The following is a 21,845-nucleotide window of genomic DNA, read 5'->3' on the forward strand; positions in this document are numbered from 1 at the left end:
GTCGGAGCGCATCAGTTGGAAACGGATGAACCATCGATGACCGATAGTTCGGAAAGCCAAGCGGGACCCAAAGATGGGCGATTTTTTTAGGGCGCGGTTCAATCGATAAACCTCAGCCCCCGCAGCAGCCATCAGCACGCGGAAAACCGCCCGGCGAAGGTCACCGGGCGGCTCCATCATCCACCTGACAAGGAGACTGAATCGTCAGGCGGCGTCTGGCTGATCGAAGGCTTGCGTCGCGGCCCCATCAATGTCTTCACGCTCCTCGAACAGACCCGATATCCGCGCCCATGAATCGGCGGGCGGTGAGCCTGCACCCTCGACAAGTCGGGTCGGCGGGGTCTGCGTCCAGCCCGGACGCCAGTCGGGATTGGGCTCGCATCCGTTGCCGGTGATCCGGTTGCCGATGACCTGCTTCTGGACCTTGGCGGTGTCGCCAGCGCAGCTGTCCGCGAGCGATTTCGAGCCGATGTCAGCGACCATCGCATTGATGGCCCGCTTATCGCGTAAGAGGTCGAAGAAGGCTGCGTCTGGCTTCCAGTAAGCAGCCAAATCCGTCCCGCAGACATGCAGTACGGCCTCGACCACCGTCCCGCCTGCTTCCAGCGTCTCCGCCATGGTGAAGGCCAGAACCTCCATGACTTCCTCGTCCGACATGGCGAGCAAGGCGGCGAAGATTTCGCAAAGCCGGTAGGCGTCGCCATTGCGCCGCGCCTCGCCATTCACGCCCAACGCCTCGAACAAAGACGAGATACGGGCGCGTTTTTCCTCCAGTTCGGCGGTGGCTTTCGAGCCTTCAAGGCTGGCACGTGTGTCGTCCTTCCGGCTGGCGCATTCATGGGCGCGGACTTGCCAGAGCGCGCTGCCCGTCATCGCATGGGCCACCATCAGGCGCAGCGCGATGGCGGGCTGCGCGGCAAGGCTTGCCGCCGCTGCGCCATGGCGATGCAGGAGTATGTATTCGGCCAGCGGGCCGGACATTTCCGGTTTGACGGGCGCGTTCGGCGCATCGTCTTGACCGGACTTCGCCTTCTCCTGCCGCCGCGCCTCGGCCTGTGAGATATAGCCCTCGTGGAAGGTCACCGTGCCGTCATGGCGGAGCTCGACATAGACCTTGCCGCCTTGTCTCTTTGTGCGCGTCTGATGATCCCAGCGGTGGAAGAACGCCCCGCGCTCAAGGCAGACCACGTCCTTCCAGCCATCGGCGATATAATCGTCAATACGCTGCACGATGGCAGCGGACTGCGCCTTCCAGAAGGCGTCCGGATCTGCGAAGACGCCATGCTCACCAAACAGGTCTGCAGTGATCTGGCCGTCAAAGCCCTCAAGCTCGAACAGCGCCTTGTCGGTGGTGATGACCGCCCCGCCTGTGATCCATGCCTTGCAGTTTCGGCCACGTGGCGCGCGTTCGTCCTCGCTTTCATAGAGCTGCAGCCATTCGGCCTGCTGCTCGTCAGTCGCAAGCGTCAGGGCGCGGATCGTCTCGCGGTCGATCTCGTCCTCGGCGTAGAGTTTGCGAATAGGTTCAGCGAGCGAGGCCAGCGCCAGAACCCGTCGCACAAGCAACTCAGTCACGCCGAAGAAGGCAGCGATCTCGTCCACGCTGCGCCCTTCATCGTGCAGGCGTTTGAAGGCCGTGTACTGCTCCATTTCCGAGGCTGGCAAGCGTCCGACATTCTCGATGACGGAGGCCGCGATGGCGCTCGCGGCATCTTCCTCGGTCATGATCGCGCAAGGCACATGCTGGGTCTCGCCGGTCTCCTTCTCGATCTCTTTCAGGGCGAAGTAGCGGCGCCGTCCGGCGACGACGCCGTAGTGATCGCCTTCCTTGCGGACCAGAAGTGTCTGCCGGATTCCTGCCTCACGGATTGACGGCAAGATGTCGGACACGTCGGGCTTCTTGCGGCTGTGGCGCATGTTGAGTTTGGAAATCCGAAGCTCGGACAGGGGGACGGTTTTGAGAATGGGCTGGGCCATGATCTGGCTCCTTCTTGATTGATTGGCTTGTGGATTGGGGGCGCGCCGTCAGGCGCGCGCCCCGCTGGTTTCCAGCGCCGCGCAAACGCGGCGGGCGGCGGTGCGGCCTGCGTGCAGCGCCTCGGGCAGAAGCTCCTGCGCGACCTCGGTCAGATAGGCGTTATCGCCATCCGGATAGTTGGCTTCGATGCCCCAAAGGCTGGCGGCATGGGCGTCCAGCGTGACGCCTTCCAACGCGACGGACAGAACGATCCCGCAATAGAACCATTCATCCTTTCGCCATGCCTCCATGACGGCTTCGGCCTTGGCCTGCGCCTCGGCGAAACGCTGGCGATGATTTGGGCCGGGGCCGATAAATCCCGGCGCGTCCTTGTAGAGCGATGGCCAGAATCCGTCTTGGCGCTCGTCTGGTGCATCGGGGCAATCATCGCGCACAATCCGCGCGATGATCTCGAAGCCTGCAACCTCGCAGCTGATGCTGTCGCCCTCACAAACGAAGGGTTGGAAGCGTTCCGTGAACGGCATGTCAGCGGCTCCAGAACACATGGACTTCGTCAAAGCCCGTCTGGAACACCATGATCTCGCCATTTAGCGCCATGTCGCGGGCCAGCGCCTGCCAGTCGATGTAATAGCGAAGGCTTTCGGGAATCTGCGTTCCGGTGTCCTCGTGCAGGCTCTCGGCGAAGTCTGCCGCGCTGCGGTGTTCGCCAGCGTATTCGTCGAAGGCGGCGCGCGCCTCAGCGAGGTCTTCGCCGAAATGGCTCAGCAGTTTCGCGCCAAGCTCGCCATGCTCCTCGATGAAGTCCGCAAGCTCGCACACTGTCTCGAATGAGGCGTATTCGGACAGGTTTGCACCTTCGAAGCCCTCATAATCGTGGATCGCCCATTCCTCGGCGTCCGGCTCCGGCGATGCCGCCAGCATGGCGCGCACCTGTTCCATGATCTCGTCAGGGGTGGTCGCGGTGATCCACCGGCCGTGCAGGCAGCCATTATTGTAGGCTGCAAGGCAGGCCACGTAGATGCGCGGTCTATCGGCTCGCGCGGGTGCAGCGGTGGCTGCAAGCGGTGCAGTGGTGGCGAGTTGGTCAGTCATGTCAGTCTCCTTCCCCGCCCGCGTTCTTTTCCCGACAGTCGGGTGGGCGGCGAGGAGGTGCTCAGCCGGAGCGCAAAAGGGCTCCGCGCAAGGGGCAGCTGTAGGTATGACGCCTAAACACGATCAAAGATGACAAAGTCCCGCCCCCTTGCGCGGCGACCGCGCTCTGGCAGACGCACCGTCCGCCCACCTGACTGATGGGAACAGATATTGAGGCGGAGAGAGGCTGGGGTGCCCTTACCGGTTCCGCTGGATCAGAGCGGCGGAACCAGGATCGTATTTCAGGGTACTGATAGTGCCGTCCTGAATAGCCTTCACGACAGCGTCGATGACATCCAGGGGCACGAGATACCATTCCCGTGGGCGCACAGGTTTGCCGAACCGGTCTAAAATTTCGATATCCAGCCGTGCTTCCGAGAAGAACCGGTGCAAGAGCGCTTCAAGCCTGACGCGATTAATGTTGAAAAGCTCATAGGTCGCGACGATTTCAACATCTGCGAGAAGATATGTTGCGTCGTTTGCCGCATTGGCGATGCGGGTCTCGACCTTGCCGCCGGTCACGCCCAGCTTGTGGATCAGATCGCGATTTTCCGCGATCCGCGCATCGGATGAGTGACTGCGCAGAACATAGATCGTCCCGCTTTCCGTATCGTCCTCGCCGGCCTTGTCTGAAAAGAGCGGCCCTGCCGTTGGATCGGTGATGCGTCGTCCTGCATCATCCTTATTCAGGGCCCGCTGGAGAGACCGCATCAGGACATTGCTCTCGGTGGCGTTGCCATAGATCACCCGGAGGCGGGCATCTCGATCACCATATTCCTGCGTAAACTCATCACCTTTATCGGCGACATAGGCGATCTGGCCTCCAACGATAAAGAAGCGTCCTGGCTCGATTTCGGATTTGAGTTCAAACGCGCGGGTCTGACGTATCCCATCATCGAGATCCTGCTTCACGCTCTCAAACAGGGGACGGAACTTGTCGAAATCCTTGCACGGTGTGCGATTGGCTATTTCTTCTGCAGCTTTGCGTTCAGCCGTGGGCCGGACGTGTTTGAGTGTGGTGACATCGTTGGTGGCGTCGGCGTCTACGCCGAGTTCTGCCAGCAAGGCTTCCGGGTCGGTCGCATTGGTCTGGGGGGCGGGTGCCGCGTCCCCCAACAGCTCTTGATGATCGATGGGCTCGAGCACAGACCGTGCCTCAGGAAGTGCCTTCAAGCGGTCGAGCCGAACCGCATACATCCGCTCGAATATGTCGCCATTTTCAGCGTGCTGTGGCGCGCGCCCATGTTCTTGAAAGAAGCGCTGGATGTCTTCAAAGCCCGCAATGATCCGCTCTTCCTGCTGCGAGCGGGCTGCGGCTTTTGGTTCATCGATTTCGACACCGAGTTCGGCGAGCAGTTCTTCAGCGGTCTTTTCAGGCATCACGCGCCGCCTTCACTTTTCTCTTGAGGTACTCGATACCCTCAGCCATCCGGCGTTCCCAAGGGTCGTTTGATGTTAGCGACGGCAGACGGTTACGCTCCTGCAGGAAGGCTTTAGCACGCTCGGCAAGCATCATGGCTTCTTCCTCGGTGAGCGCGATTTTTTTGCCCGCAATAACAGCCGCGACCTGTTTGAGGCTGTCTTCACTCATCGCCTTGGCGAGGATAGCGTAAGCAGCCCCGAAAGGATTGATCCGGTCGATGAGATCGATATCGAGATCACGCACATCCATCGCGATCTTCCGGATGCCATCGATCAGCGCGGTATTGGCCTTGGTTCCGTCGCCGCCATTGGCTGCGGCTTTTGCAGCCTCCTTGGCCGCCTCCTGCGTCAGGGCGAGCGCGGCAACCGCGCGCTGGCGGATCGCTTCGTGGTCGGTTTCTGACAGCTCAGGATAGCGATCTCTGACGATCTTCCCCATACGCACCAGGGTGAGTTCCTCTGCGGGCGTATCGCCGCCGGCATGGTCACCGTCGAACAGGCCGGTTTCGAGTACTTTCTTGTCCTGGACGAAGGCGGTGATGACCTCGTTCAGGTCTTCCTGGCAGATGCGGGTTGCTTCCTCGGATTCAGGCTGCACGAGGCCCTTGATCTCGATCTGGAACTCACCGCGCTCCTCATTGAACCCGACATTCGTACGGGACGCGTCGTAACCTTCCTCGCCATAGTCGAAGTCCGTGTCCTCGCCAGCGCCCTTGGGGACGAAATTGAACTTCGGAGCGAGCACCTGTTCCATGAGAAGGCTGGCCGCGATGGCCTTGAGGGTGTCATTGACCGCTTCGGTGACCTTGTCTTCCGAGGCGTCGGGCTCGGCGATCAGGTTGGTGAAGCGCGCGCGTTCCTTGCCGGGCGCGTCGCGCGTCGCACGCCCGATGATCTGGATGATCTCGGTGAGGCTGGAGCGATAGCCGACCGTCAAAGCGTGTTCGCACCAGATCCAGTCAAAGCCCTCCTTGGCCATGCCGAGGGCGATGATGATATCGACATGGTCACGATTGTTCTTCTGCGCCGGGTCCTTCAACGCCGCGACCACCAATGAATGCCGCTCAGGTCCGTCATCGACGAGATCGGCAATACGCAAGACACGGCCGTCGGGACGGCGCACAAGGTCAAAGCCCGTGGCTGAGTCCTTTCCCTGCCACTCACCGAGCGCATGCATGATCTCGCTCACCTCGGTCGTCTTGCCGCGCTGTGTGCTTTCACGCGAATTGACGTTCGGGATGTGGACGATGGTCTTCTGGTCCGGATCGAGCACCTTGGCGATGTCATCCACATACGGACCATTGTAGAAAAAGTAGCCGATATCGAGCGCCTTCAGATGCTCATAGCCGTTGAGTTGCTCGTAATAGGTATAGGTGACGGTCGCGAAGCGCGCCTCGTCTTCCGGCATCAGGACCGGCACAGCATCGCCGCGGAAGTACGACCCCGTCATGGCGACGAGATGCACCTTGTCGCGTGCGATGAAGGCCTTCAGCTGCGACCCCAGCACATTGTCATCATCGGCCGAGACGTGATGGAATTCATCCACGGCGATCAGGCGATTGTCGAACGCCTCGATCCCCAGCTCCTCGACCGCAAAGCGGAAGGTCGCATGGGTGCAGACCAGAACCGGATCACCGCTCGCCAGAAAAGCACCGACAGACTTAACCTTGGACTTCGCGACGCGGATGTCATCCGCCCCCGGCGCATTGCAGAGGTTCCATTGCGGCCTGACTTCCCAGTCCGCCCAGAAGCCCCATCTGGTCAGCGGCTCATTGTTGAAGCTCGCGCCAATCGACCGCTCCGGCACAACGATGATGGCCTGGGACAGTCCCTGATTGTGCAGCTTGTCCAGGGCGATGAACATCAGCGCCCGGCTCTTGCCCGAGGCCGGTGGCGACTTGATGAGCAGATATTGCTCACCGCGCCGCTCATAGGCACGCTCCTGCATCGGCCGCATGCCGAGCTCGTTCGACTTGTTCGTCGCGCCGGTGCGCTTGTAGGTGACCGAGACGGAAGGGACGTTACGAGGTGCGGTCATGGCGATGTGCCCTTTTGAAGTACGGGCCGCCGCCAATAGGCTTGACTATTTGCCCTTGCGGTTCGGTCGTTGTGTGAGTGTCGACGCCGCAGCAGATTTCGCCGCCTTGCTGGCAGACTTTGACTGCAGCGTCTTTGCTGCTGTCGATGCCGCTTTGGCCGAGCTGACTTTCGACGTCTTTGATTGGGCCAGCGCTGAACCTGCAGCAGACTTTGCAGATCTTGATGCAGAGGAGCTGCGTAGGGTTTTGGACGCTGCGCTGGCAGCCGACTTCCCTGTTCTTTCAGTGTTGCGGGGCATGGATCGGGACTCCTAGCTATAGAATTCCGTTCTTGAAGCGAGTCGCGGCACAAAGCAAGAACATTGGTCATGCTGCGTCCTCCATCGACTTCCGGCGCGCCTCAAACTTCTGCAGAGTTTCTCGAAAGCAGGCCTCTGGATTCCAGTCAGGATTATTCGAAACACGACCAACGGACTCGATTTCGAACCGCTTTCGCAACGCTGACGCAATTTCCAGTGATTCAAGACCGATGCGCGCATAGCCTTGTTGCCTCGCCTCAAACACCTCATCAAAATCAGGTGGATGAGCATAATCGCTGGCCGCGTCGATATGGCGGTCCGTGCTTCGCGCCATGTTCGGGAGTGCCAGGATCCGGTGCATCAGCTTTTCGTCGAGACTGCGCCAAGCGATATCGTCGGGGTAGTCCGGCGGACCAGGTGTTGCGACTTGTGCCTGAAGATATTCCTGGCCGTCACTTGTGCGCCCAGCAGGCTGACCATAAGCGGTGCCGTCATCCTGAACGACATCGATGCACTTGTCTGCGTATTCGTCGAGCAGGCAGGCCAACCGAATCGCCGCGTACGACCCGTCGCGGCGACGTTGCCGAGAAGACGCCCATGCGTCCTTCGAAACGGCGATAAGGCTACCAAGCAGGACACCTGCGAGGCCAATTCCGGCGACTATGAGATCTGTCAGTTCGATCATGCGGCGTCCTCCGCCGCTGTCATTTTCGTGTAGAGATCAAATAGCTTTTCGAGGCGTTCTGTGTCGTTCCTGAAGCGGCGGCCGATATAGATGCGCTCAAGCGTTTCGTCATTGCGTTCATGGGCCTCGCGCACGAGGGGGAATTCCTCGTCCATGCGGTCGGGGTCATACATGTCGGCAATGGTCGCGGGGAAGTAATGCTCCCGCGCCAGCAGGATGTCCTCGGCGCAGCGGGTCAGATCAGCCTTGTTTTTCTCCGTCAGCGCCGGGACCGGAAAAGTGTTCCAGCCGAGGGTGTTGGAGTAGCGGAAATCGGTTTTCATTTTGCCGCAGACCGTTGCGATCCAAACGAGATGAAGTTTGGAGACGACCAAGGCCAAATTCCAGATCGGCGCGTCGTAAAGACCAAAGGCTAGGTTTGTGAGCGTTGTTTTATTGTCTACAAGTCCGGCAGGCAGATACTCGCGGCGCTCAGACGACACTCCCGGTACGACGATAGTCTGCACGTCCCCAATCCGCATCAACTTCAGTTGGTGAGCGCGGGCCGCAAGCGCATTGGCTCCCTTGTCGCGGCTCGCAAGCCGTACGTCACGCACGGCTTCGATACGCGTCCGGAGCGAAGGTATTTTCAGAGCTTCCTCCAAGTCATTGTCATTGATCCATACGCAATGACGAAAACCATGACCTATGAAATCTCCGGAGCCAAAAATTCGACGAATGAATTTCGCCCTCTGTTGATCGCTCAGCGACAATGACGGTATTTCACTTCGATCAAGCAGTAGGTGGCCCCCATCTGTTGGCTTGTTGCCGAATTCCATCTCAGCGATATCCGAAATTGGTTGCCGCGTCTTTGTCACGACCACTTCGGTGCCAAGCGTAAGGTACGGAGAAATTCCAGTACCCTGTCGCCTTGTTGTGCGACCGCTTCCATCATCTTCATAGATTGATTTCGAAGAGCCGCTGATCCTGGCTATTCCGACAATAGCGACCGTTACACCGGCATTATTGCTTGCGAGGTTAGTCCATTTGAAAGACGTATGAGCAAACCGTATTTCGCAACCAGAAGCGAAAAGCATTGGCCAAAGCAGAGGAACCGACTGACCTTGGCAAATCGAGTTCGTAGTCACAAAGGCGGCAACTGTCGGCGTTTTCTCGATATAGGCCGCCGCTTTCAGAAACCAGCCTGATACATAGTCGAGAAAGCCCGGAGAATTCATACGCCCGGCGACGACATTTTTGATCTCGTCCTTTTGCTGTTTGGATTGCCAAGTCGAGCCCAAGTAAGGCGGATTCCCGCAAATATACGTCTCCCAATCCCCGCCATCGCCCGGCTCCAGAGCCAGCCGTCCCGTCGGCCCCGCTAGGTCCTCCTCGACCGCTGACGCCTGTTCCGGCGGCGGGCAAACCTCCAGCCAATCGAGCCGCAACGCATTGCCGTGCTTGATCCGCCCCGTTTCCTTTAGCGGCAGGACGATCTCGCCTGCGCGTTCCTGGCCCATGGCATCGACGTCGCACTGATACTCGGCAATCAGCAGCGATAACCGTGCGATCTCGCAGGCAAAGTCCTTGATCTCGATCCCGTAGAAATTCTTCAGCGGGATGACGCTGCGCAGGTCTTCGCGATCCTTTGAGTCTGCGCTCAGAACCTTCAGGCGGCGCGAGAGGATTTCCGCCTCGATCGCGCGCATCTCCTTGTAGGCGATGACGAGGAAATTGCCTGAGCCACAGGCCGGGTCGAAAACGCGGATGCGCCCCAGCCGCTTGCGCAGATTGAGGAGTTTGCGGGGATTGTCGCCAGCCTCCTCAAGCTGCGCGCGCAGATCATCCAGAAAGAGCGGGTTCAGCACTTTCAGGATGTTCGGCACGCTGGTGTAGTGCATGCCGAGCTCGCCGCGCTCTTCATCCTCGGCGACGGCCTGGATCATCGACCCGAAAATGTCGGGGTTGATCGACTTCCAATCGAGGCTCCCGGCATGCAGAAGATAGCTGCGGGCAATCCTGGAGAACCGCGGCACTTCGTTCGATCCGGCAAACAGGCCGCCATTCACATAAGGAAACGCATCTGCCCAAGGCCTGAGGCCCGCCCCGGCACGTTCCCTGTTCGGGATGTCCATGGCGCGAAACAGCTCAGAGATAATGTCGTGCGCGTTGTCGCGATCGCTCATCTGTTCGAGCGTGCGGGTGAACAGGTTCTCCCCGAGAAAGATGCCCGTATCTTCCGCGAAGAAGCAGAAGATCAGCCGCGCCATGAACTGATTGAGGTCGTGACGGCGTTCATCCGTAGCCCAGTCAGGATTTCCCTTCAGAAGTTCGACATAGAGGCGATTGAGACGCCCGGTCGCCTGGATATCGATCGGGTTATTCTTGATCGCTTTGACGGTCGTGATGCCTGCGAGCGGAAGAAAGAAACCGAAATGGTTCGGGAAGTCGCGGTAGTCGCAAACGCGGATGTCGCCTTCGACAAGGTCTTCGGCCTCAAGTGTCTGGCCATCGGTCGCCAGAATGAAGCGGACTTTTCCTGTCGTCGTTTTCGGGCTGGCACGGAGTTCCGCGAGCTTCGCGTTCACCTTGCCCGGCTCGGCAACGGCGAGATGGATATTCTTGTACTGAAGGACGCCGCCCTCAACGTCGGAATTTTTCGCTGCGCTCGCCAGCAGGCGCTTTACCGTCGTCGGCTTGTTGTTGAAGGCTTCAAGGAAAGCACGCGGAAACTCTTCTGCATCAAAGGGTGCAGAAGCAAGTTCAGATATGGCTTCTTCAATCTCAACGGCGTTCATGAATCAGTTTCAGACCTCAAACAGGTCTTTAAGCGCAGATAGACCATTAAATGAAGCGATTCGGGGCACGTCGGCTTGATCGACGCCCGCAAGTCAGCGCCCGTGACCCCTCTGGCGCCAGCCAGTGGGAAGCGCGGGCGCGCGGCCAGCCGGCGAGACCCAGAACCACGTTCTCAAGACGAACATCCGGACCCTCATTGAGCCTCGCCGGGCCGGTCGGCGCATGACGGCCCCGCGGCTCCGGGGTGAGCGCCGGGCGAAGGTCGGCGATGGGCCCGGACCGCCTTGAGCCTCAGAGAGAAGCTATCCAGCCGGGCGAACAGTCCCGCGCCACTGGCGCGGGCAGGCCGCAAATGACTCAGGCCGCCTGACGATCCCCGCCCAGGCGCGCACCGAGAAGCTCCATCAGATACCCGCCGTCGCGCAAGCCCTGAGCCTTAGAGATGACATAGCGCACGGATGCGCGCAGCGAACTGCCATCGACGCCCCACTCCTCCGCGACCGCCTTCGGCCCGTGGAGCAGTGCGGCGATCTCCCGCTGGCTCATGCCGGCCTTCAGGCAATCAAGCGCGATGACGCCATTGCGCAAGATCTGGGTCGTCTTCGTCCAGCGTGCCGCCGATGTGTTCGGTCCTCTTCCGTAAAGCCGGAAGGCTTCCTTCTGGAGCTTCAGCTTGCGCTCATAGGCGACCATGTCCGAAATCTGCAGCTTCATGCGTACGGGCTCGAGGCTAAGCAGCGACATGCCCGTGCAGCGCACCTGCACGACGCAGTCATTTCCTCGAAGCAGGAGATATTCCCGGCCCGCCCTGTCGGTGATGTGCGTGATGTCGCAATGAGGCACGGTTCGATCCCAGATGTCACATCCCTGCCCCGGCTTGCGCGGTGTGCAGTTCACCTCGACCTGGTCAGGAAAGACATAGTGGCTCCAGACGGCGTCGGCCTCGAAGCCGTTGAGATCGGGGTCCGGCATGAAGATGAGGCCCCAGCGCTCGGCAAGGGTCTGCGGCACGCGCGAACGCAGGATGCGGATGTCGGCGCAATCGGCCTTCTTTTCAGAAATGTCGTCGACTTTGCGAGTCGCCGCGTCATCGCGAAAATCATCATTGCGGCGAACATATTCCCAGGCCCAGCGGTCCGCTGAAAGATGCGAGAGATAGTCGTAAGCGGCTGTTTCCGCATTGGTTTCAAGCGCAAAGGTCTTCATGCTCTTTCCTCCACTTGCAGACGAAAGAGCAAAATTCGTTCCACTTTTGCGCGATTCATTCGGCACGCGCCCAACTTAAGGATAATGGCGCATCCAATCGGACTGGATTCGCTCCGGATGGGTTCAGCCTTTGCGTGTCTATTTATTTCGCGCCTTGCAGAGGTTTGCGGGAGCCTGCTGCGTTTTGCTTTCATTGGCTCGCATTCGAACTGATGCGGCAGCGGTGCTGCTGGGATGATTGAGGGGTCCACGAAAGGCCCCGTTCCATGTCACCTCCCTCGCACCACCTGGAGACCGAAACCCGCCGCACAGCGATGCTGCGCACGGCCTTCTGCCCGGTGGTGCGCGAGGCGCTGGAAGCGCCCGATACGATCGAGATCATGGCCAATCCGGACGGCTCTGTCTGGATCGAGACGGCCGGGATCGGGCTCATCGTGTCCGATCACACTCTTGCCCCTTCAGACCGCGAGCGCGTCATCCGGCTCGTGGCGTCCGGGGTGGGAGAAGCTGCCAGCCGCAACTCCCCAATCGTCTCTGCCGAACTCCCCGGCAGTGGCGAGCGGTTTGAGGGGCTTCTTCCACCTGTCTCGACCGCGCCCTGCTTTTCGATCCGCAAGCCCGCGACGACGCCGTTCGAGCTGGGCGACTATGTCGATCAAGGCGCGCTCGCCCCTGCACTGGCTGCCGCACTCCAGGACGCGATTGCGAACCATGCGAACATTCTGATCGCCGGCGGCACGTCATCCGGCAAGACGACCTTCACGAACGCGCTTCTTGCCGAACCTTCGCTCCATGACGACCGCATCCTCATTCTGGAGGATACGCGCGAACTTCGCTGCGCCGCGCCCAATGTGGTCCAGCTTCGCACGCATCGCGGCAGCACCAGCCTGCAGGACCTTGTCCGCTCGACTCTGCGCTTGCGCCCCGACCGGATCATTGTCGGCGAGGTACGCGGTGCTGAAGCGCTCGATCTCCTGAAGGCCTGGAACACCGGCCATCCGGGCGGGATCACCACGCTGCATGCCAACTCCGCCCACGGTGCACTTACCCGCCTTGAACAGTTGACGCTGGAGGCGACGCCCCGCGCGCCCTTCGACCTCATTGCAGAAGCGATCGACGTTGTCGTCTTCATGAGTCGCGCGGGCGGTCAGCGCCGCGTTGAAGAGGCGCTCCGCGTCACCGGCTTTGGCGAGGAGGGCTACCAGACCCAGCCGCTCGTCTCCCGATCTCTCTCACTCGTCCAACACGGAGAACTCCCATGACGCTCTACAAACACCTCCAGACCGTGAACCGAACGGTCCAGGTCGCGGCCTGTATCGGTCTCGGCTTGATGATCGCGGGTCCGGCCCACGCCGCAGGCTCCGGCATGCCCTGGGAAGGCCCGCTCGATCAGATCCTGACCTCGATCGAGGGCCCGGTCGCCCGGATTGTGGCGGTCATTATCATAACGATCACCGGCCTGACCCTCGCTTTTGGTGAGACCAGTGGCGGCATGCGCAAGCTGATCCAGATCGTTTTCGGCCTGTCCATTGCCTTCGCCGCGACCAGCTTCTTCCTGACTTTTTTCTCGTTCGGCGGCGGAGCGCTGGTGTGATGGCAGAAGGCTACGAAATCCCGCTCCACCGCTCGCTGACCGAGCCGATCCTGATGGCAGGCGCGCCGCGCACGGCCGCCATCGCCATCGGGACGCTCGCCGCAGCGATCGGCCTTGGCCTCCAGCTCTGGATACCGGGCCTCGTCATTTGGGCGGTCGGGCATTCGGCGGCAGTGTTCGTGGCGCGAAGCGATCCGGATTTCATGGCCGTTGCGAGCCGTTCAACACGCCACAAGGAGCATCTGACATGCTGAACCTCAAGGAATACGCAGACACACCAAAACTGCTCGCAGACTATCTTCCCTGGGCCTGTCTCGTCGCGCCGGGCGTCGTCCTCAACAAGGACGGCTCGTTCCAGACCACGTTCCGCTATCGCGGCCCTGACCTTGAAAGCTCGACCGAGGAAGAACTCGTCTCCGTCATGGCGCGGGTCAACAATGTGCTGCGCCGGTTCGGCTCGGGCTGGGCGCTGTTCTTCGAGGCGCAGCGTAATGAAGTGCATGACTATCCGGAAGCGGAGTTTCCCGACGCGCTCTCCTGGCTGATCGATCAGGAACGCGCGCTACAGGCTGAGGAATCCGGCGCCCGCTTTGAGAGCGCCTATTACCTCACCCTTTTGTGGTTGCCGCCGGCGGACGCCACGGGCCGCGCGGAGAAGGCGCTGATCCAGCGCGCCGAGACAGAAGACGCCGCGACCTGGCGCCACCGGCTGGAAACGTTCCAGCAACAAACGGACAGAGTCTTTGACCTTCTCTCCACCTGTCTCGCCGAAATCGCAAAGCTCTCAGACGATGAGACGCTGATCTACCTGCACTCGACCATCTCGACGAAGCGCCATCCGGTTGTCACGCCCGAGCTCCCCGTCTTTCTTGACGCGGTGCTGGCCGACGAGCCCTTCGCGGGCGGCCTTGAGCCGATGATCGGCGAGGCGCACCTCCGCACCCTGACCATTCTCGGATTCCCGGCCTCAACCCTGCCCGGCATACTCGATGAGCTGAACCGGCAGGGCTTTGCCTATCGCTGGGCGACACGGTTCATCGCCATGGACAAGGCCGAAGCCGAGAAGGTTCTGGGCAAGAAGCGCCGTCACTGGTTCGCCAAACGTAAATCCATCGGCGCGGTGCTGCGCGAGACCATGTTCAATGAACAGGCCGCGCTCGTCGACAATGACGCTGACAACAAGGCCGGTGATGCCGATGCCGCCCTTCAGGAACTTGGCGCCGACCTTGTCTCCTACGGCTATGTCACCACGACCATCACGGTCGCAGATCCCGACCGGCGCACCGTCGACGAACATATCCGGATCGCCGAGCGCATCGTGACTGGCCGCGGCTTCACGGCGATCCGTGAGACGCTCAACGCCGTCGATGCCTGGCTCGGAAGCCTGCCCGGCCATCCATACGCCAATGTCCGCCAGCCGATCCTGCACACGCTGAACCTTGCCCATATGGTGCCGCTGTCTGCAGTCTGGGCGGGCGAAGAGACCAACCGGCACCTGCAAGCCCCAGCGCTGATCCAGGCGCAGACTGATGGCACCACACCGTTCCGGCTGAACCTGCACATTGGCGATGTCGGCCATACGCTGGTGGTCGGCCCGACCGGCGCGGGCAAGTCAGTCCTGCTCTCGCTGCTCGCCCTGCAATGGAAGCGTTACGAGGGCGCTCAGGTCTTCATATTCGACAAGGGGCGCTCTGCCCGAGCCGCAACGCTCTGCATGGGCGGCAGGCATGTTGATCTCGGCAGCTCCAAAGCTCCAAGCCTGCAACCCCTAAAGGACATCGACTCCGAACACGGCGCAAGCTTTGCCGCCGACTGGCTCGCGGGCCTGTGCGCCAATGAAGGCGTCGCCATGACGCCGGACCTGAAAGCCCGGCTCTGGGAAGCGATCCAGTCTCTCAGCTCAGCGCCTGAAACCGAGCGCACGCTGACCGGCCTGACGCTGATGCTGCAGGACGAAACCCTTAAATCCGCTCTGCACCCTTTCACGCTGGAAGGCCCGCATGGCCGGCTGCTCGATGCCGATCATGAAAGCCTAGCCCTCGCCGACACGGTCTGTTTCGAGATGGAAGCGCTGATGCATGCAAAGGGCGCTGTGGCGCCCGTGATCACCTATCTCTTCCACCGGCTCGAAGCGCGGTTCGACGGCAGACCGACGCTCCTCGTCCTCGATGAAGCCTGGCTCTTTCTAGATGATCCGATGTTTGCCGCGCGCCTCCGCGAATGGCTCAAGACCCTGCGAAAGAAAAACGTGTCCGTCGTGTTCGCGACCCAAAGCCTGGCTGACATCGCGAACTCGTCGATCGCACCAGCCTTGGTGGAATCCTGCCCGACGCGTATCTTCCTGCCAAATGAACGCGCGCAGGAACCGCTGGCCTGCGAAACCTATCAGCGCTTCGGCCTGAATGCGCGCCAGATCGAACTGATATCAAGAGCCACGCCCAAGCGCGACTATTACTACCAGTCCCCGCTCGGTGCGCGCGTCTTCGATCTCGGTCTGGGACCGATCACACTTTCTGTCTGTGGCGCATCCTCACCTGAAGATCAGATCCGCATGGACCGCATCTGGGCAGAGACCGAAGGGGACGGGTTCGCGGCCTGCTGGCTGATCGAGAAGGCGCTGCCCTGGGCGGCAGAGCTTCTCGATCGATGGCCGGGCCATGCGCCCCAACCTGGCGCAGACGCGCCTTTCCAGCCCTCAAAATTTCTCGCCGCCGAATAGGAGCCTGTCCCCATGAAACGTCCCGCCGTCCTCTTTGCTTCTGTCGCTATTGCGGCCCTGCCGCTGAGCGCCCTCACCGCGCCGCCAGCCAGCGCCCAGCTGTTCGGCGGAGGGATTGTCTACGATCCGGCCAATCACGCTGAAAACATCCTTCAGGCCATCCGCGCCCTGCAGCAAATCAACCAGCAGATCCAGCAGCTCACCCATGAGATCCAGATGCTGGAGAACATGGCGCGCGATCTCGAAACGCTGCCCGACTCCATTGCCGATGATATCCTGCGCCGTATGCGGCGCATCGATGATCTGATGCGTGATGCCGAAGGCATCGGCTACCGCGTCGAGGAGATCGAGCACGAGTATGAAGAGGTGTACCCGGAAGACTATGGCGCCGAGCCGCCGCGTCAGGCCGTCCTCGTCGAAGAAGCGCGCGCCCGTTGGCTACAGTCCCGCACAGCCTATCGCGAGAGTCTGCAAGTCACAGCCTCAGTCGTCTCATCGGCGCGCGAGGATTCTGAAAGCCTCGACCGGCTGATCGCGGACAGCCAGTCCGCCGTCGGCAATCTCCAGGTCGCCCAGGCCGGAAACCAGATCGATGCGCTGCAGACCGAACAGCTTATGCAGATGGAAGCCATGATGGCGGCCCATTACCGCGCCGAGGCGCTGGAGCGCGCCCGCCAGCTCGTCGAGGCCGAACGTGGCCGCGCCCGCACCCGGGCCTTCCTCGGAGATTGATGGCCCATGGACGTGATCGACACCTTCCTTGCGACCTTCATCGCCTATATCGACAGCGGGTTCGGCCTGCTGGCGGGCGATGTCGCATACCTGTCGACCACCCTCATCGCCATCGACATCACGCTGGCGGGCCTGTTCTGGGCCCTCTCTCAGAACACCGACATTATCGCCGGGCTGCTGAAGAAGGTGCTCTATGTCGGCTTCTTCGCTTTCATCATCGGCAACTTCTCACTCCTCGCCGGGATCGTCTTCGACAGCTTCGCCGAACTTGGGGTGACCGCAGGCGGCGGCACAATGACCGCCGATGATCTCTTGCGCCCCGGCTTCATCGCCAGTGTCGGCCTCGATGCCGGTCAGCCGCTGCTGGAAGAAATCTCCGACATGCTGGGGCCGATTTCCTTCTTCCATAACTTCATCATGATCGCGGTCATGTTCGTCGCCTGGGCGATCATCATGGTCGCCTTCTTCGTTCTGGCCGTTCAGCTGTTCATCACAATTCTGGAGTTCAAGCTGACGACGCTGGCTGGGTTCGTGCTCGTGCCCTTCGCGCTCTGGAACAAGACGACCTTTCTTGCGGAGCGCGTCCTCGGCAATGTCATCACCTCCGGCATCAAGCTCATGGTGCTCGCCGTTATCATCGGCATCGGCTCGACGCTGTTCTCATCCGTGACCGACGCGTTCCGCACCGGCGAGGATGTCACGCTGGCTCAGGTCATGGGCACGGTGCTCGCCGCCATCGTCTTCTTCTGGATGGGCATCTTCGCGCCGGGCATCGCTTCCGGCCTCATCACTGGCGCACCGCAGCTTGGCGCAGGCTCAGCCGCAGGCGCTGCGGCCGGTGTGGCCGCCGGGACTTACGTTGCCGGCATGGGGGGCCGCGCCGCCTTCGGCGCTGTCGCGGGCGGTGCGTCTTCAGCCGTCAAGGCGGGCGCCTCGATGGCCGGCGCAGCACGCACCTCCTACACGCTGGGGTCGGTCGCTTCCGGTGCATCAGGCGCGGCAGGTGTGGCAGCAGGTCTTGCCGGTGTCGCGCGCGCAGGCGGCGATGCGATGCGCCGCGCTGCAAGCCGTCCCGCCCGATCGATGCGCGAGGCTTATGCCCGAGGCAGCCAGGGCGCCTGGCGCGCCACGGGCGGGTCTGAAACCGCTTCCATGGAAAGCTCTGCCTCGGGATCATCCTCGTCCCAAAGCCCCGGCTGGGCGCGGCGCATGCAGACCAGTCAGCGCATGGGCCAGGCTGGTCAGATGGCCGCGCATTCGATCCGCGACGGCGATCGCGGCGCGTCCGGCGCAAACCCCACTCTCAAAGACAAGGACGACTAGACGATGGCCTTCAAGCGATCTTCCTCCAGCTATGGACCAAGCCCGTTTCCCGAAACGCCTTTTCAGAAGGCGGGTCAAATCTGGGACGACCGCATCGGTTCGGCCCGCGTGCAGGCGAAGAACTGGCGGCTCATGGCCCTTGGATGCCTCGGGCTTTGCTTCGTCACGTCCGGCGCACTGGTCTGGCGGAGCATGCAGTCGACGGTCACGCCCTATGTGGTCGAGGTCGATGAGACCGGCGCCGCGCGGGCCGTCGCTCCGGTAACGGAACGCTACACGCCCACAGATGCACAGATCGCCCATCACCTGGCGAACTTCATCACCCATGTCCGTGGCCTCAGCGTCGATCCCGTCGTCGTGCGCGAGAACTGGCTGCGCGCCTATGACTTCGTGACGGACCGCGCGGCCACCACGCTCAACGAATACGCCTCGGCCAATGATCCCTTTGCGGATGTGGGGCGCAAATCCCGCACCGTGGATGTGGTCAGCGTCGTGCGCGTCTCCGATGACAGTTTTCAGGCACGCTGGATCGAGAAGACCTATGAGAATGGCGCGCTGGTCCGGGCGCAGCGGTTCACCGGCAATTTCACGCTCATCACCCAGCCGCCGACCGACGCAGAGACCCTGCGCGCCAATCCGCTCGGCCTTTATGTCCATGCCCTGAACTGGGGTCAGGACCTTGTCACAGGAGAATGATCCCCATGCTTCGTTTTATCCTCGCCACTTCGGCCCTCGCACTTACCACGGCCTGCGCCACGACTGAGCTCGAACCGATTGACGACAGCGCCTTTGTCGCGGCCACGCCCGTCGAAGATCGCGCCGACTATCCTGTCGAGATCGTGGAAACCGCCGTTCCGCTGCCGCTGCCCGGTCAGATGATGCCGGTCGGCGCAACAGTTACCACCAATGCCGATGGCAGCGTGACCCGGACCTTTACAAGAACGGTCAGCACGCCAACCGTCTCACCGGCTGAAGCTATCCAGCAGGGCCGCACCAGTGCCCTGATCGAGCCCTCGGTCGATGGCTATGTGAACGCGATCCAGGTCTATCCCTATACAGAAGGCGCGCTTTACCGGCTCTACGCAAGCCCCGGCCAGGTCAGCGATATTGCCCTCCAGTCGGGCGAAGAGCTGGTCTCGGTATCGGCGGGCGACACGGTCCGCTGGGTGGTCGGCGACACGGTTTCGGGCTCCGGCGCGACCGCCCGCGCCCATGTGCTGGTCAAGCCGATCAGCTCCGGCATCCGCACAAACCTGATGATCGCCACCGACCGGCGCACCTATCACCTCGAACTCGAAAGTACGGATGGCGGATACATGGCCGCGCTCTCCTGGCGTTATCCCGCAGACGAGCTGGCGGGCCTCACCGCCCGCAATGAGCGCGCAATCGCGCGGGACGCGGGCAGCATTGAGCGCGGCCTGGCGCTTGAAGGCCTGAACTTCGATTACCGCATGACCGGCGACAGCCCGGACTGGAAGCCCGTGCGCGTGTTCGATGATGGCCGCCAGGTGTTCATCCAGATGCCGGAGTCCATCGCCACGACCGACATGCCGCCACTCTTCGTGCTCGGCGCGGATGGCGACGCCGAACTCGTGAACTACCGCGTACGCGGCAATTATTATGTCGTCGACCGGCTGTTCCGCGCGGCGGAACTGCGGCTTGGCGAGCGGAACCAGACCATTGTCCGCATCTCCAGGAACGAGCGCCGCTCGCCGCTCGCTGGCCTGTTCGGGAACTGAGCCGATGTCCGAGCCCATTCCCTTTGACGAGCATGCCGAGCGGCTGAAGATCCGATCCAGCCCGAAGCCGGTCACGCGGATCAACCGCAAGGTCCTGATGGCCGGCGCAGGTCTTGGCGTGCTCGCCCTGTTCGCGGCGATGAGTATAGCCCTCAAGCCGCCGACCGCCGTCGATCCGGATGCCCGCCGCGAGCTCTACAACACGACCAACACAAGAAAGCCCGAAGGCCTCTCCACGCTTCCAGCAAGCTACAGTGACCTGAGGTCCGAACCCGAACCTGTCACCCGACTAGGTCCACCGCTTTCCGGCGATCTCGGCGCAACCATGTTGCGGGCCGAGCGAGAGCTGGGCATCGAGCCGGAATATGTGAGCCGGTTCGAGGATGACTTCCGCCCGAACCCGGCGGACGAAGCTGAACGCGCCCGGCGCATGCGCGAGGCAGCGCTTGCAGACGAAGCGGCCCGCGCACCGGTCTTTTTCCGGCTTGAGTCTGAAACAGGAGGTCAGTCCGTATCTGCCTCCGACCCCGCGTGGCGCGATCCTTCAGGCGACCTCAGATCCGAACTCCTGGCGCTCGCCGCGTTGCCGCAGGGTGCGCCGTCGGGATTCGGCCAACCTTCAGACACGAATCTCCAGTCCCGCAAACTGGCCTTCGCCAGGGAGGGTACGGATAGCGACATCTACAATCTGCATGGGGTCGAAGACCCGGCCTCGCCGTATCAGGTCATGGCCGGCACGCTGATCCCGGCCTCGCTGGTGACCGGCATCAACTCGGACCTTCCTGGCACGATCGTCGCGCAGGTGACCCAGCCCGTCTATGACACGGTCACAGGCCAGTATCTCCTTATCCCGCAGGGCTCACGCCTCATCGGACGCTACCAGTCCGAAGTCTCGTTCGGTCAGGACCGCGCCCTGGTGACCTGGGACCGGATCATCTTCCCGGACGGCTCGTCCATTGTCATCTCCGCACCCGGCTCGGACGCGCAGGGCTTTGCCGGTCTCTCTGACCGGACCGACCATCACTGGGACCGCGTGTTCATCGCGGCAGGCCTCGCGACAATCCTCGGTGTCGGCGCAGAGCTTGGCGCAGACGGTGACGGCGATCTCGAGCGCGCCATCCGGCGCGGCACCACCGACACAGTGAACCAGGCAGGTCAACGCGTGGTCGAGCGCAACCTTGGCATCCAGCCGACGATCCGTGTGCGGCCCGGCTGGCCGGTACGCGTGGTCGTCACCCGCGATCTCATCCTCAGACCCCATCCCCAAGGAGCCACACGATGACCCTTCGCCTCGATCGCCTTCCCGACCGCACACCGGTGCGCATGAGTCTTTCGGTCGATCCGGACCTCGCCAGCGCGCTCAGCGATTACGCCGAAATTTACCGCCAGACCTATGGCGCGGAGGAAAAGCCCGAAACGCTGATCCCGGCCATGATCGAAAGTTTCCTGGCATCAGATGCCGGGTTCAAGCGGGCGCGCCGCGCCCTTCACGACAATGCCAGCAAAGGAGACTGAAGCCCATGGCACAGATCGGCACGTTCACCCTGAAGGATGGCAGCTATACCGGCACCATCCGTACCATGACCATCAACGTCAAAGCCCAGCTTGTTCCCAATACGGACAAGGCCTCAGACGGCGCGCCCGACTTCCGGCTCTATGCCGGCGGGGCCGAACTCGGCGCAGCCTGGCGTCAGGAAAGCAAGCAAGGCGAAACGCCGTATCTTGCCGTCAAGCTCGACGATCCGAGCTTCGCAGGCCCCATGCGCGCAGCCTTCTTCGAGAACGAGAAGGACGGCACCGGCGTCATGGTCTGGAACCGGGCAAAGACGGGATAATCGGAGTGCGTCATGTTGCATCGCGTAAAGGAGGGCGGGCGCACAGGGCTTAAGGATTTCGCGCGGGACCTGAACCCGCCCCCAAAGGCCCCTGCCCCCGTCACGTCAACCGATCCTGAACGGATCACGCCTGCGGATATTTTCCGGCGACGAACCGTCAGGCGGCCGGAACTCCGCAAGCTCGTGCCGCTCTCCGACACGACAATCTACGAACTCGAACAGAAGGGCGAGTTCCCACAGCGCTTCTACCTCACGCCCCGTTGCGTCGTGTGGCCCCTCGCCGAAGTGCTGGAGTGGATCGACGCCCAACGGCGCAAGGGCCGAGATGGCTGCGGGCCTCATCCGGATTATCGGATGCGGTGAAT

General features: G+C 61.7%; 21 protein-coding genes. 13 read left to right on the forward strand and 8 right to left on the reverse strand.

Features of this window, described 5'->3' with window-relative positions:
• Positions 1 to 204 precede the first annotated feature (204 nt).
• From KUV46_15015 to KUV46_15035, 5 genes are all read right to left on the reverse strand, one after another.
• A complete protein-coding gene (locus KUV46_15015; protein QYJ00624.1) occupies positions 205 to 1,977 on the reverse strand; it encodes a ParB/RepB/Spo0J family partition protein in 1,773 nt (590 codons plus the stop codon).
• Positions 1,978 to 2,025: 48 nt separating this feature from the next.
• Positions 2,026 to 2,502 (reverse strand): hypothetical protein, encoded by a 477-nt coding sequence (locus tag KUV46_15020; protein ID QYJ00625.1) that lies wholly within the window; start codon positions 2,500 to 2,502, stop codon positions 2,026 to 2,028.
• Position 2,503: 1 nt separating this feature from the next.
• Positions 2,504 to 3,070, reverse strand: a complete 567-nt coding sequence (locus KUV46_15025; protein ID QYJ00626.1) for an antirestriction protein ArdA — start codon at positions 3,068 to 3,070, stop codon at positions 2,504 to 2,506.
• Between the two features lie 237 nt (positions 3,071 to 3,307).
• The gene (locus KUV46_15030) at positions 3,308 to 4,489 is read right to left on the reverse strand and encodes a GIY-YIG nuclease family protein (GenBank protein ID QYJ00627.1); all 1,182 of its coding nucleotides are present in this window, start codon (positions 4,487 to 4,489) and stop codon (positions 3,308 to 3,310) included.
• Entirely contained in the window at positions 4,482 to 6,569 is a 2,088-nt protein-coding gene (locus tag KUV46_15035) for a DEAD/DEAH box helicase family protein (protein QYJ00628.1), read from the reverse strand. Before KUV46_15035 ends, KUV46_15030 begins: the two co-directional genes overlap by 8 nt.
• On the opposite strand from KUV46_15035, the gene KUV46_15040 reads away from it, so the two are divergent.
• Positions 6,532 to 6,885 carry a hypothetical protein gene (locus KUV46_15040; GenBank protein QYJ00629.1) on the forward strand — a complete coding sequence of 118 codons (354 nt, stop codon included), beginning with the start codon at positions 6,532 to 6,534 and terminating at the stop codon, positions 6,883 to 6,885. The genes KUV46_15035 and KUV46_15040 overlap by 38 nt on opposite strands.
• A 51-nt stretch (positions 6,886 to 6,936) precedes the next feature.
• Here the strand turns inward: KUV46_15040 and KUV46_15045 are convergent, their stop codons facing one another.
• The 3 genes from KUV46_15045 to KUV46_15055 form a co-directional block, all read right to left on the reverse strand.
• Positions 6,937 to 7,554 (reverse strand): hypothetical protein, encoded by a 618-nt coding sequence (locus tag KUV46_15045; protein QYJ00630.1) that lies wholly within the window; start codon positions 7,552 to 7,554, stop codon positions 6,937 to 6,939.
• The gene (locus KUV46_15050; GenBank protein QYJ00631.1) at positions 7,551 to 10,331 is read right to left on the reverse strand and encodes a lactate dehydrogenase; all 2,781 of its coding nucleotides are present in this window, start codon (positions 10,329 to 10,331) and stop codon (positions 7,551 to 7,553) included. Before KUV46_15050 ends, KUV46_15045 begins: the two co-directional genes overlap by 4 nt.
• Positions 10,332 to 10,689: 358 nt before the next feature.
• Positions 10,690 to 11,538 (reverse strand): DUF2285 domain-containing protein, encoded by an 849-nt coding sequence (locus KUV46_15055; GenBank protein ID QYJ00632.1) that lies wholly within the window; start codon positions 11,536 to 11,538, stop codon positions 10,690 to 10,692.
• A gap of 314 nt (positions 11,539 to 11,852) precedes the next feature.
• Between KUV46_15055 and trbB the strand changes: the two genes are divergently transcribed.
• From trbB to KUV46_15115, 12 genes are read left to right on the forward strand one after another with little or no spacing between them, the layout of a single operon-like run.
• Positions 11,853 to 12,800: a P-type conjugative transfer ATPase TrbB gene (trbB, locus tag KUV46_15060; GenBank protein QYJ02427.1), complete on the forward strand. Its 948-nt coding sequence runs from the start codon at positions 11,853 to 11,855 to the stop codon at positions 12,798 to 12,800.
• The gene (locus tag KUV46_15065) at positions 12,797 to 13,132 is read left to right on the forward strand and encodes a TrbC/VirB2 family protein (protein ID QYJ00633.1); all 336 of its coding nucleotides are present in this window, start codon (positions 12,797 to 12,799) and stop codon (positions 13,130 to 13,132) included. The genes trbB and KUV46_15065 overlap by 4 nt, the downstream gene beginning before the upstream one ends.
• Positions 13,132 to 13,386: a VirB3 family type IV secretion system protein gene (locus tag KUV46_15070; GenBank protein ID QYJ00634.1), complete on the forward strand. Its 255-nt coding sequence runs from the start codon at positions 13,132 to 13,134 to the stop codon at positions 13,384 to 13,386. The genes KUV46_15065 and KUV46_15070 overlap by 1 nt, the downstream gene beginning before the upstream one ends.
• The gene (locus KUV46_15075; GenBank protein ID QYJ00635.1) at positions 13,380 to 15,851 is read left to right on the forward strand and encodes a conjugal transfer protein TrbE; all 2,472 of its coding nucleotides are present in this window, start codon (positions 13,380 to 13,382) and stop codon (positions 15,849 to 15,851) included. The genes KUV46_15070 and KUV46_15075 overlap by 7 nt, the downstream gene beginning before the upstream one ends.
• Before the next feature lie 12 nt (positions 15,852 to 15,863).
• Positions 15,864 to 16,583: a P-type conjugative transfer protein TrbJ gene (trbJ, locus tag KUV46_15080; protein ID QYJ00636.1), complete on the forward strand. Its 720-nt coding sequence runs from the start codon at positions 15,864 to 15,866 to the stop codon at positions 16,581 to 16,583.
• A 6-nt stretch (positions 16,584 to 16,589) separates the two neighbouring features.
• Positions 16,590 to 17,906: a P-type conjugative transfer protein TrbL gene (gene trbL, locus KUV46_15085; protein ID QYJ00637.1), complete on the forward strand. Its 1,317-nt coding sequence runs from the start codon at positions 16,590 to 16,592 to the stop codon at positions 17,904 to 17,906.
• Between the two features lie 3 nt (positions 17,907 to 17,909).
• Complete coding sequence (locus tag KUV46_15090) at positions 17,910 to 18,602, forward strand: conjugal transfer protein TrbF (GenBank protein ID QYJ00638.1); 693 nt, start codon at positions 17,910 to 17,912, stop codon at positions 18,600 to 18,602.
• Positions 18,599 to 19,645 (forward strand): P-type conjugative transfer protein TrbG, encoded by a 1,047-nt coding sequence (trbG, locus tag KUV46_15095; protein QYJ00639.1) that lies wholly within the window; start codon positions 18,599 to 18,601, stop codon positions 19,643 to 19,645. Before KUV46_15090 ends, trbG begins: the two co-directional genes overlap by 4 nt.
• A 4-nt stretch (positions 19,646 to 19,649) precedes the next feature.
• Positions 19,650 to 20,927 (forward strand): conjugal transfer protein TrbI, encoded by a 1,278-nt coding sequence (locus KUV46_15100; protein ID QYJ00640.1) that lies wholly within the window; start codon positions 19,650 to 19,652, stop codon positions 20,925 to 20,927.
• Positions 20,924 to 21,160 (forward strand): DUF2274 domain-containing protein, encoded by a 237-nt coding sequence (locus tag KUV46_15105; GenBank protein QYJ00641.1) that lies wholly within the window; start codon positions 20,924 to 20,926, stop codon positions 21,158 to 21,160. Before KUV46_15100 ends, KUV46_15105 begins: the two co-directional genes overlap by 4 nt.
• A gap of 5 nt (positions 21,161 to 21,165) precedes the next feature.
• Positions 21,166 to 21,480 carry a DUF736 domain-containing protein gene (locus KUV46_15110; protein ID QYJ00642.1) on the forward strand — a complete coding sequence of 105 codons (315 nt, stop codon included), beginning with the start codon at positions 21,166 to 21,168 and terminating at the stop codon, positions 21,478 to 21,480.
• 12 nt (positions 21,481 to 21,492) lie between these two features.
• Positions 21,493 to 21,843, forward strand: a complete 351-nt coding sequence (locus KUV46_15115) for an AlpA family transcriptional regulator (protein ID QYJ00643.1) — start codon at positions 21,493 to 21,495, stop codon at positions 21,841 to 21,843.
• The last annotated feature ends 2 nt before the right edge of the window (positions 21,844 to 21,845 follow it).

It is taken from the genome of Thalassovita mediterranea (assembly GCA_019448215.1).
Taxonomy (GTDB): Bacteria; Pseudomonadota; Alphaproteobacteria; order Caulobacterales; family Hyphomonadaceae; genus Henriciella.

Excerpts from the sequence above, each read along its gene's own strand:
- KUV46_15015 (QYJ00624.1), bottom strand. The coding sequence starts at position 1,977 with ATGGCCCAGCCCATTCTCAAAACCGTCCCCCTGTCCGAGCTTCGGATT.
- KUV46_15020 (QYJ00625.1), bottom strand. The coding sequence starts at position 2,502 with ATGCCGTTCACGGAACGCTTCCAACCCTTCGTTTGTGAGGGCGACAGC.
- KUV46_15025 (QYJ00626.1), bottom strand. The coding sequence starts at position 3,070 with ATGACTGACCAACTCGCCACCACTGCACCGCTTGCAGCCACCGCTGCA.
- KUV46_15030 (QYJ00627.1), bottom strand. The coding sequence starts at position 4,489 with ATGCCTGAAAAGACCGCTGAAGAACTGCTCGCCGAACTCGGTGTCGAA.
- KUV46_15035 (QYJ00628.1), bottom strand. The coding sequence starts at position 6,569 with ATGACCGCACCTCGTAACGTCCCTTCCGTCTCGGTCACCTACAAGCGC.
- KUV46_15045 (QYJ00630.1), bottom strand. The coding sequence starts at position 7,554 with ATGATCGAACTGACAGATCTCATAGTCGCCGGAATTGGCCTCGCAGGT.
- KUV46_15050 (QYJ00631.1), bottom strand. The coding sequence starts at position 10,331 with ATGAACGCCGTTGAGATTGAAGAAGCCATATCTGAACTTGCTTCTGCA.
- KUV46_15055 (QYJ00632.1), bottom strand. The coding sequence starts at position 11,538 with ATGAAGACCTTTGCGCTTGAAACCAATGCGGAAACAGCCGCTTACGAC.
- trbB (QYJ02427.1), top strand. The coding sequence starts at position 11,853 with ATGCTGCGCACGGCCTTCTGCCCGGTGGTGCGCGAGGCGCTGGAAGCG.
- KUV46_15065 (QYJ00633.1), top strand. The coding sequence starts at position 12,797 with ATGACGCTCTACAAACACCTCCAGACCGTGAACCGAACGGTCCAGGTC.
- KUV46_15070 (QYJ00634.1), top strand. The coding sequence starts at position 13,132 with ATGGCAGAAGGCTACGAAATCCCGCTCCACCGCTCGCTGACCGAGCCG.
- KUV46_15075 (QYJ00635.1), top strand. The coding sequence starts at position 13,380 with ATGCTGAACCTCAAGGAATACGCAGACACACCAAAACTGCTCGCAGAC.
- trbJ (QYJ00636.1), top strand. The coding sequence starts at position 15,864 with ATGAAACGTCCCGCCGTCCTCTTTGCTTCTGTCGCTATTGCGGCCCTG.
- trbL (QYJ00637.1), top strand. The coding sequence starts at position 16,590 with ATGGACGTGATCGACACCTTCCTTGCGACCTTCATCGCCTATATCGAC.
- KUV46_15090 (QYJ00638.1), top strand. The coding sequence starts at position 17,910 with ATGGCCTTCAAGCGATCTTCCTCCAGCTATGGACCAAGCCCGTTTCCC.
- trbG (QYJ00639.1), top strand. The coding sequence starts at position 18,599 with ATGATCCCCATGCTTCGTTTTATCCTCGCCACTTCGGCCCTCGCACTT.
- KUV46_15100 (QYJ00640.1), top strand. The coding sequence starts at position 19,650 with ATGTCCGAGCCCATTCCCTTTGACGAGCATGCCGAGCGGCTGAAGATC.
- KUV46_15105 (QYJ00641.1), top strand. The coding sequence starts at position 20,924 with ATGACCCTTCGCCTCGATCGCCTTCCCGACCGCACACCGGTGCGCATG.
- KUV46_15110 (QYJ00642.1), top strand. The coding sequence starts at position 21,166 with ATGGCACAGATCGGCACGTTCACCCTGAAGGATGGCAGCTATACCGGC.
- KUV46_15115 (QYJ00643.1), top strand. The coding sequence starts at position 21,493 with ATGTTGCATCGCGTAAAGGAGGGCGGGCGCACAGGGCTTAAGGATTTC.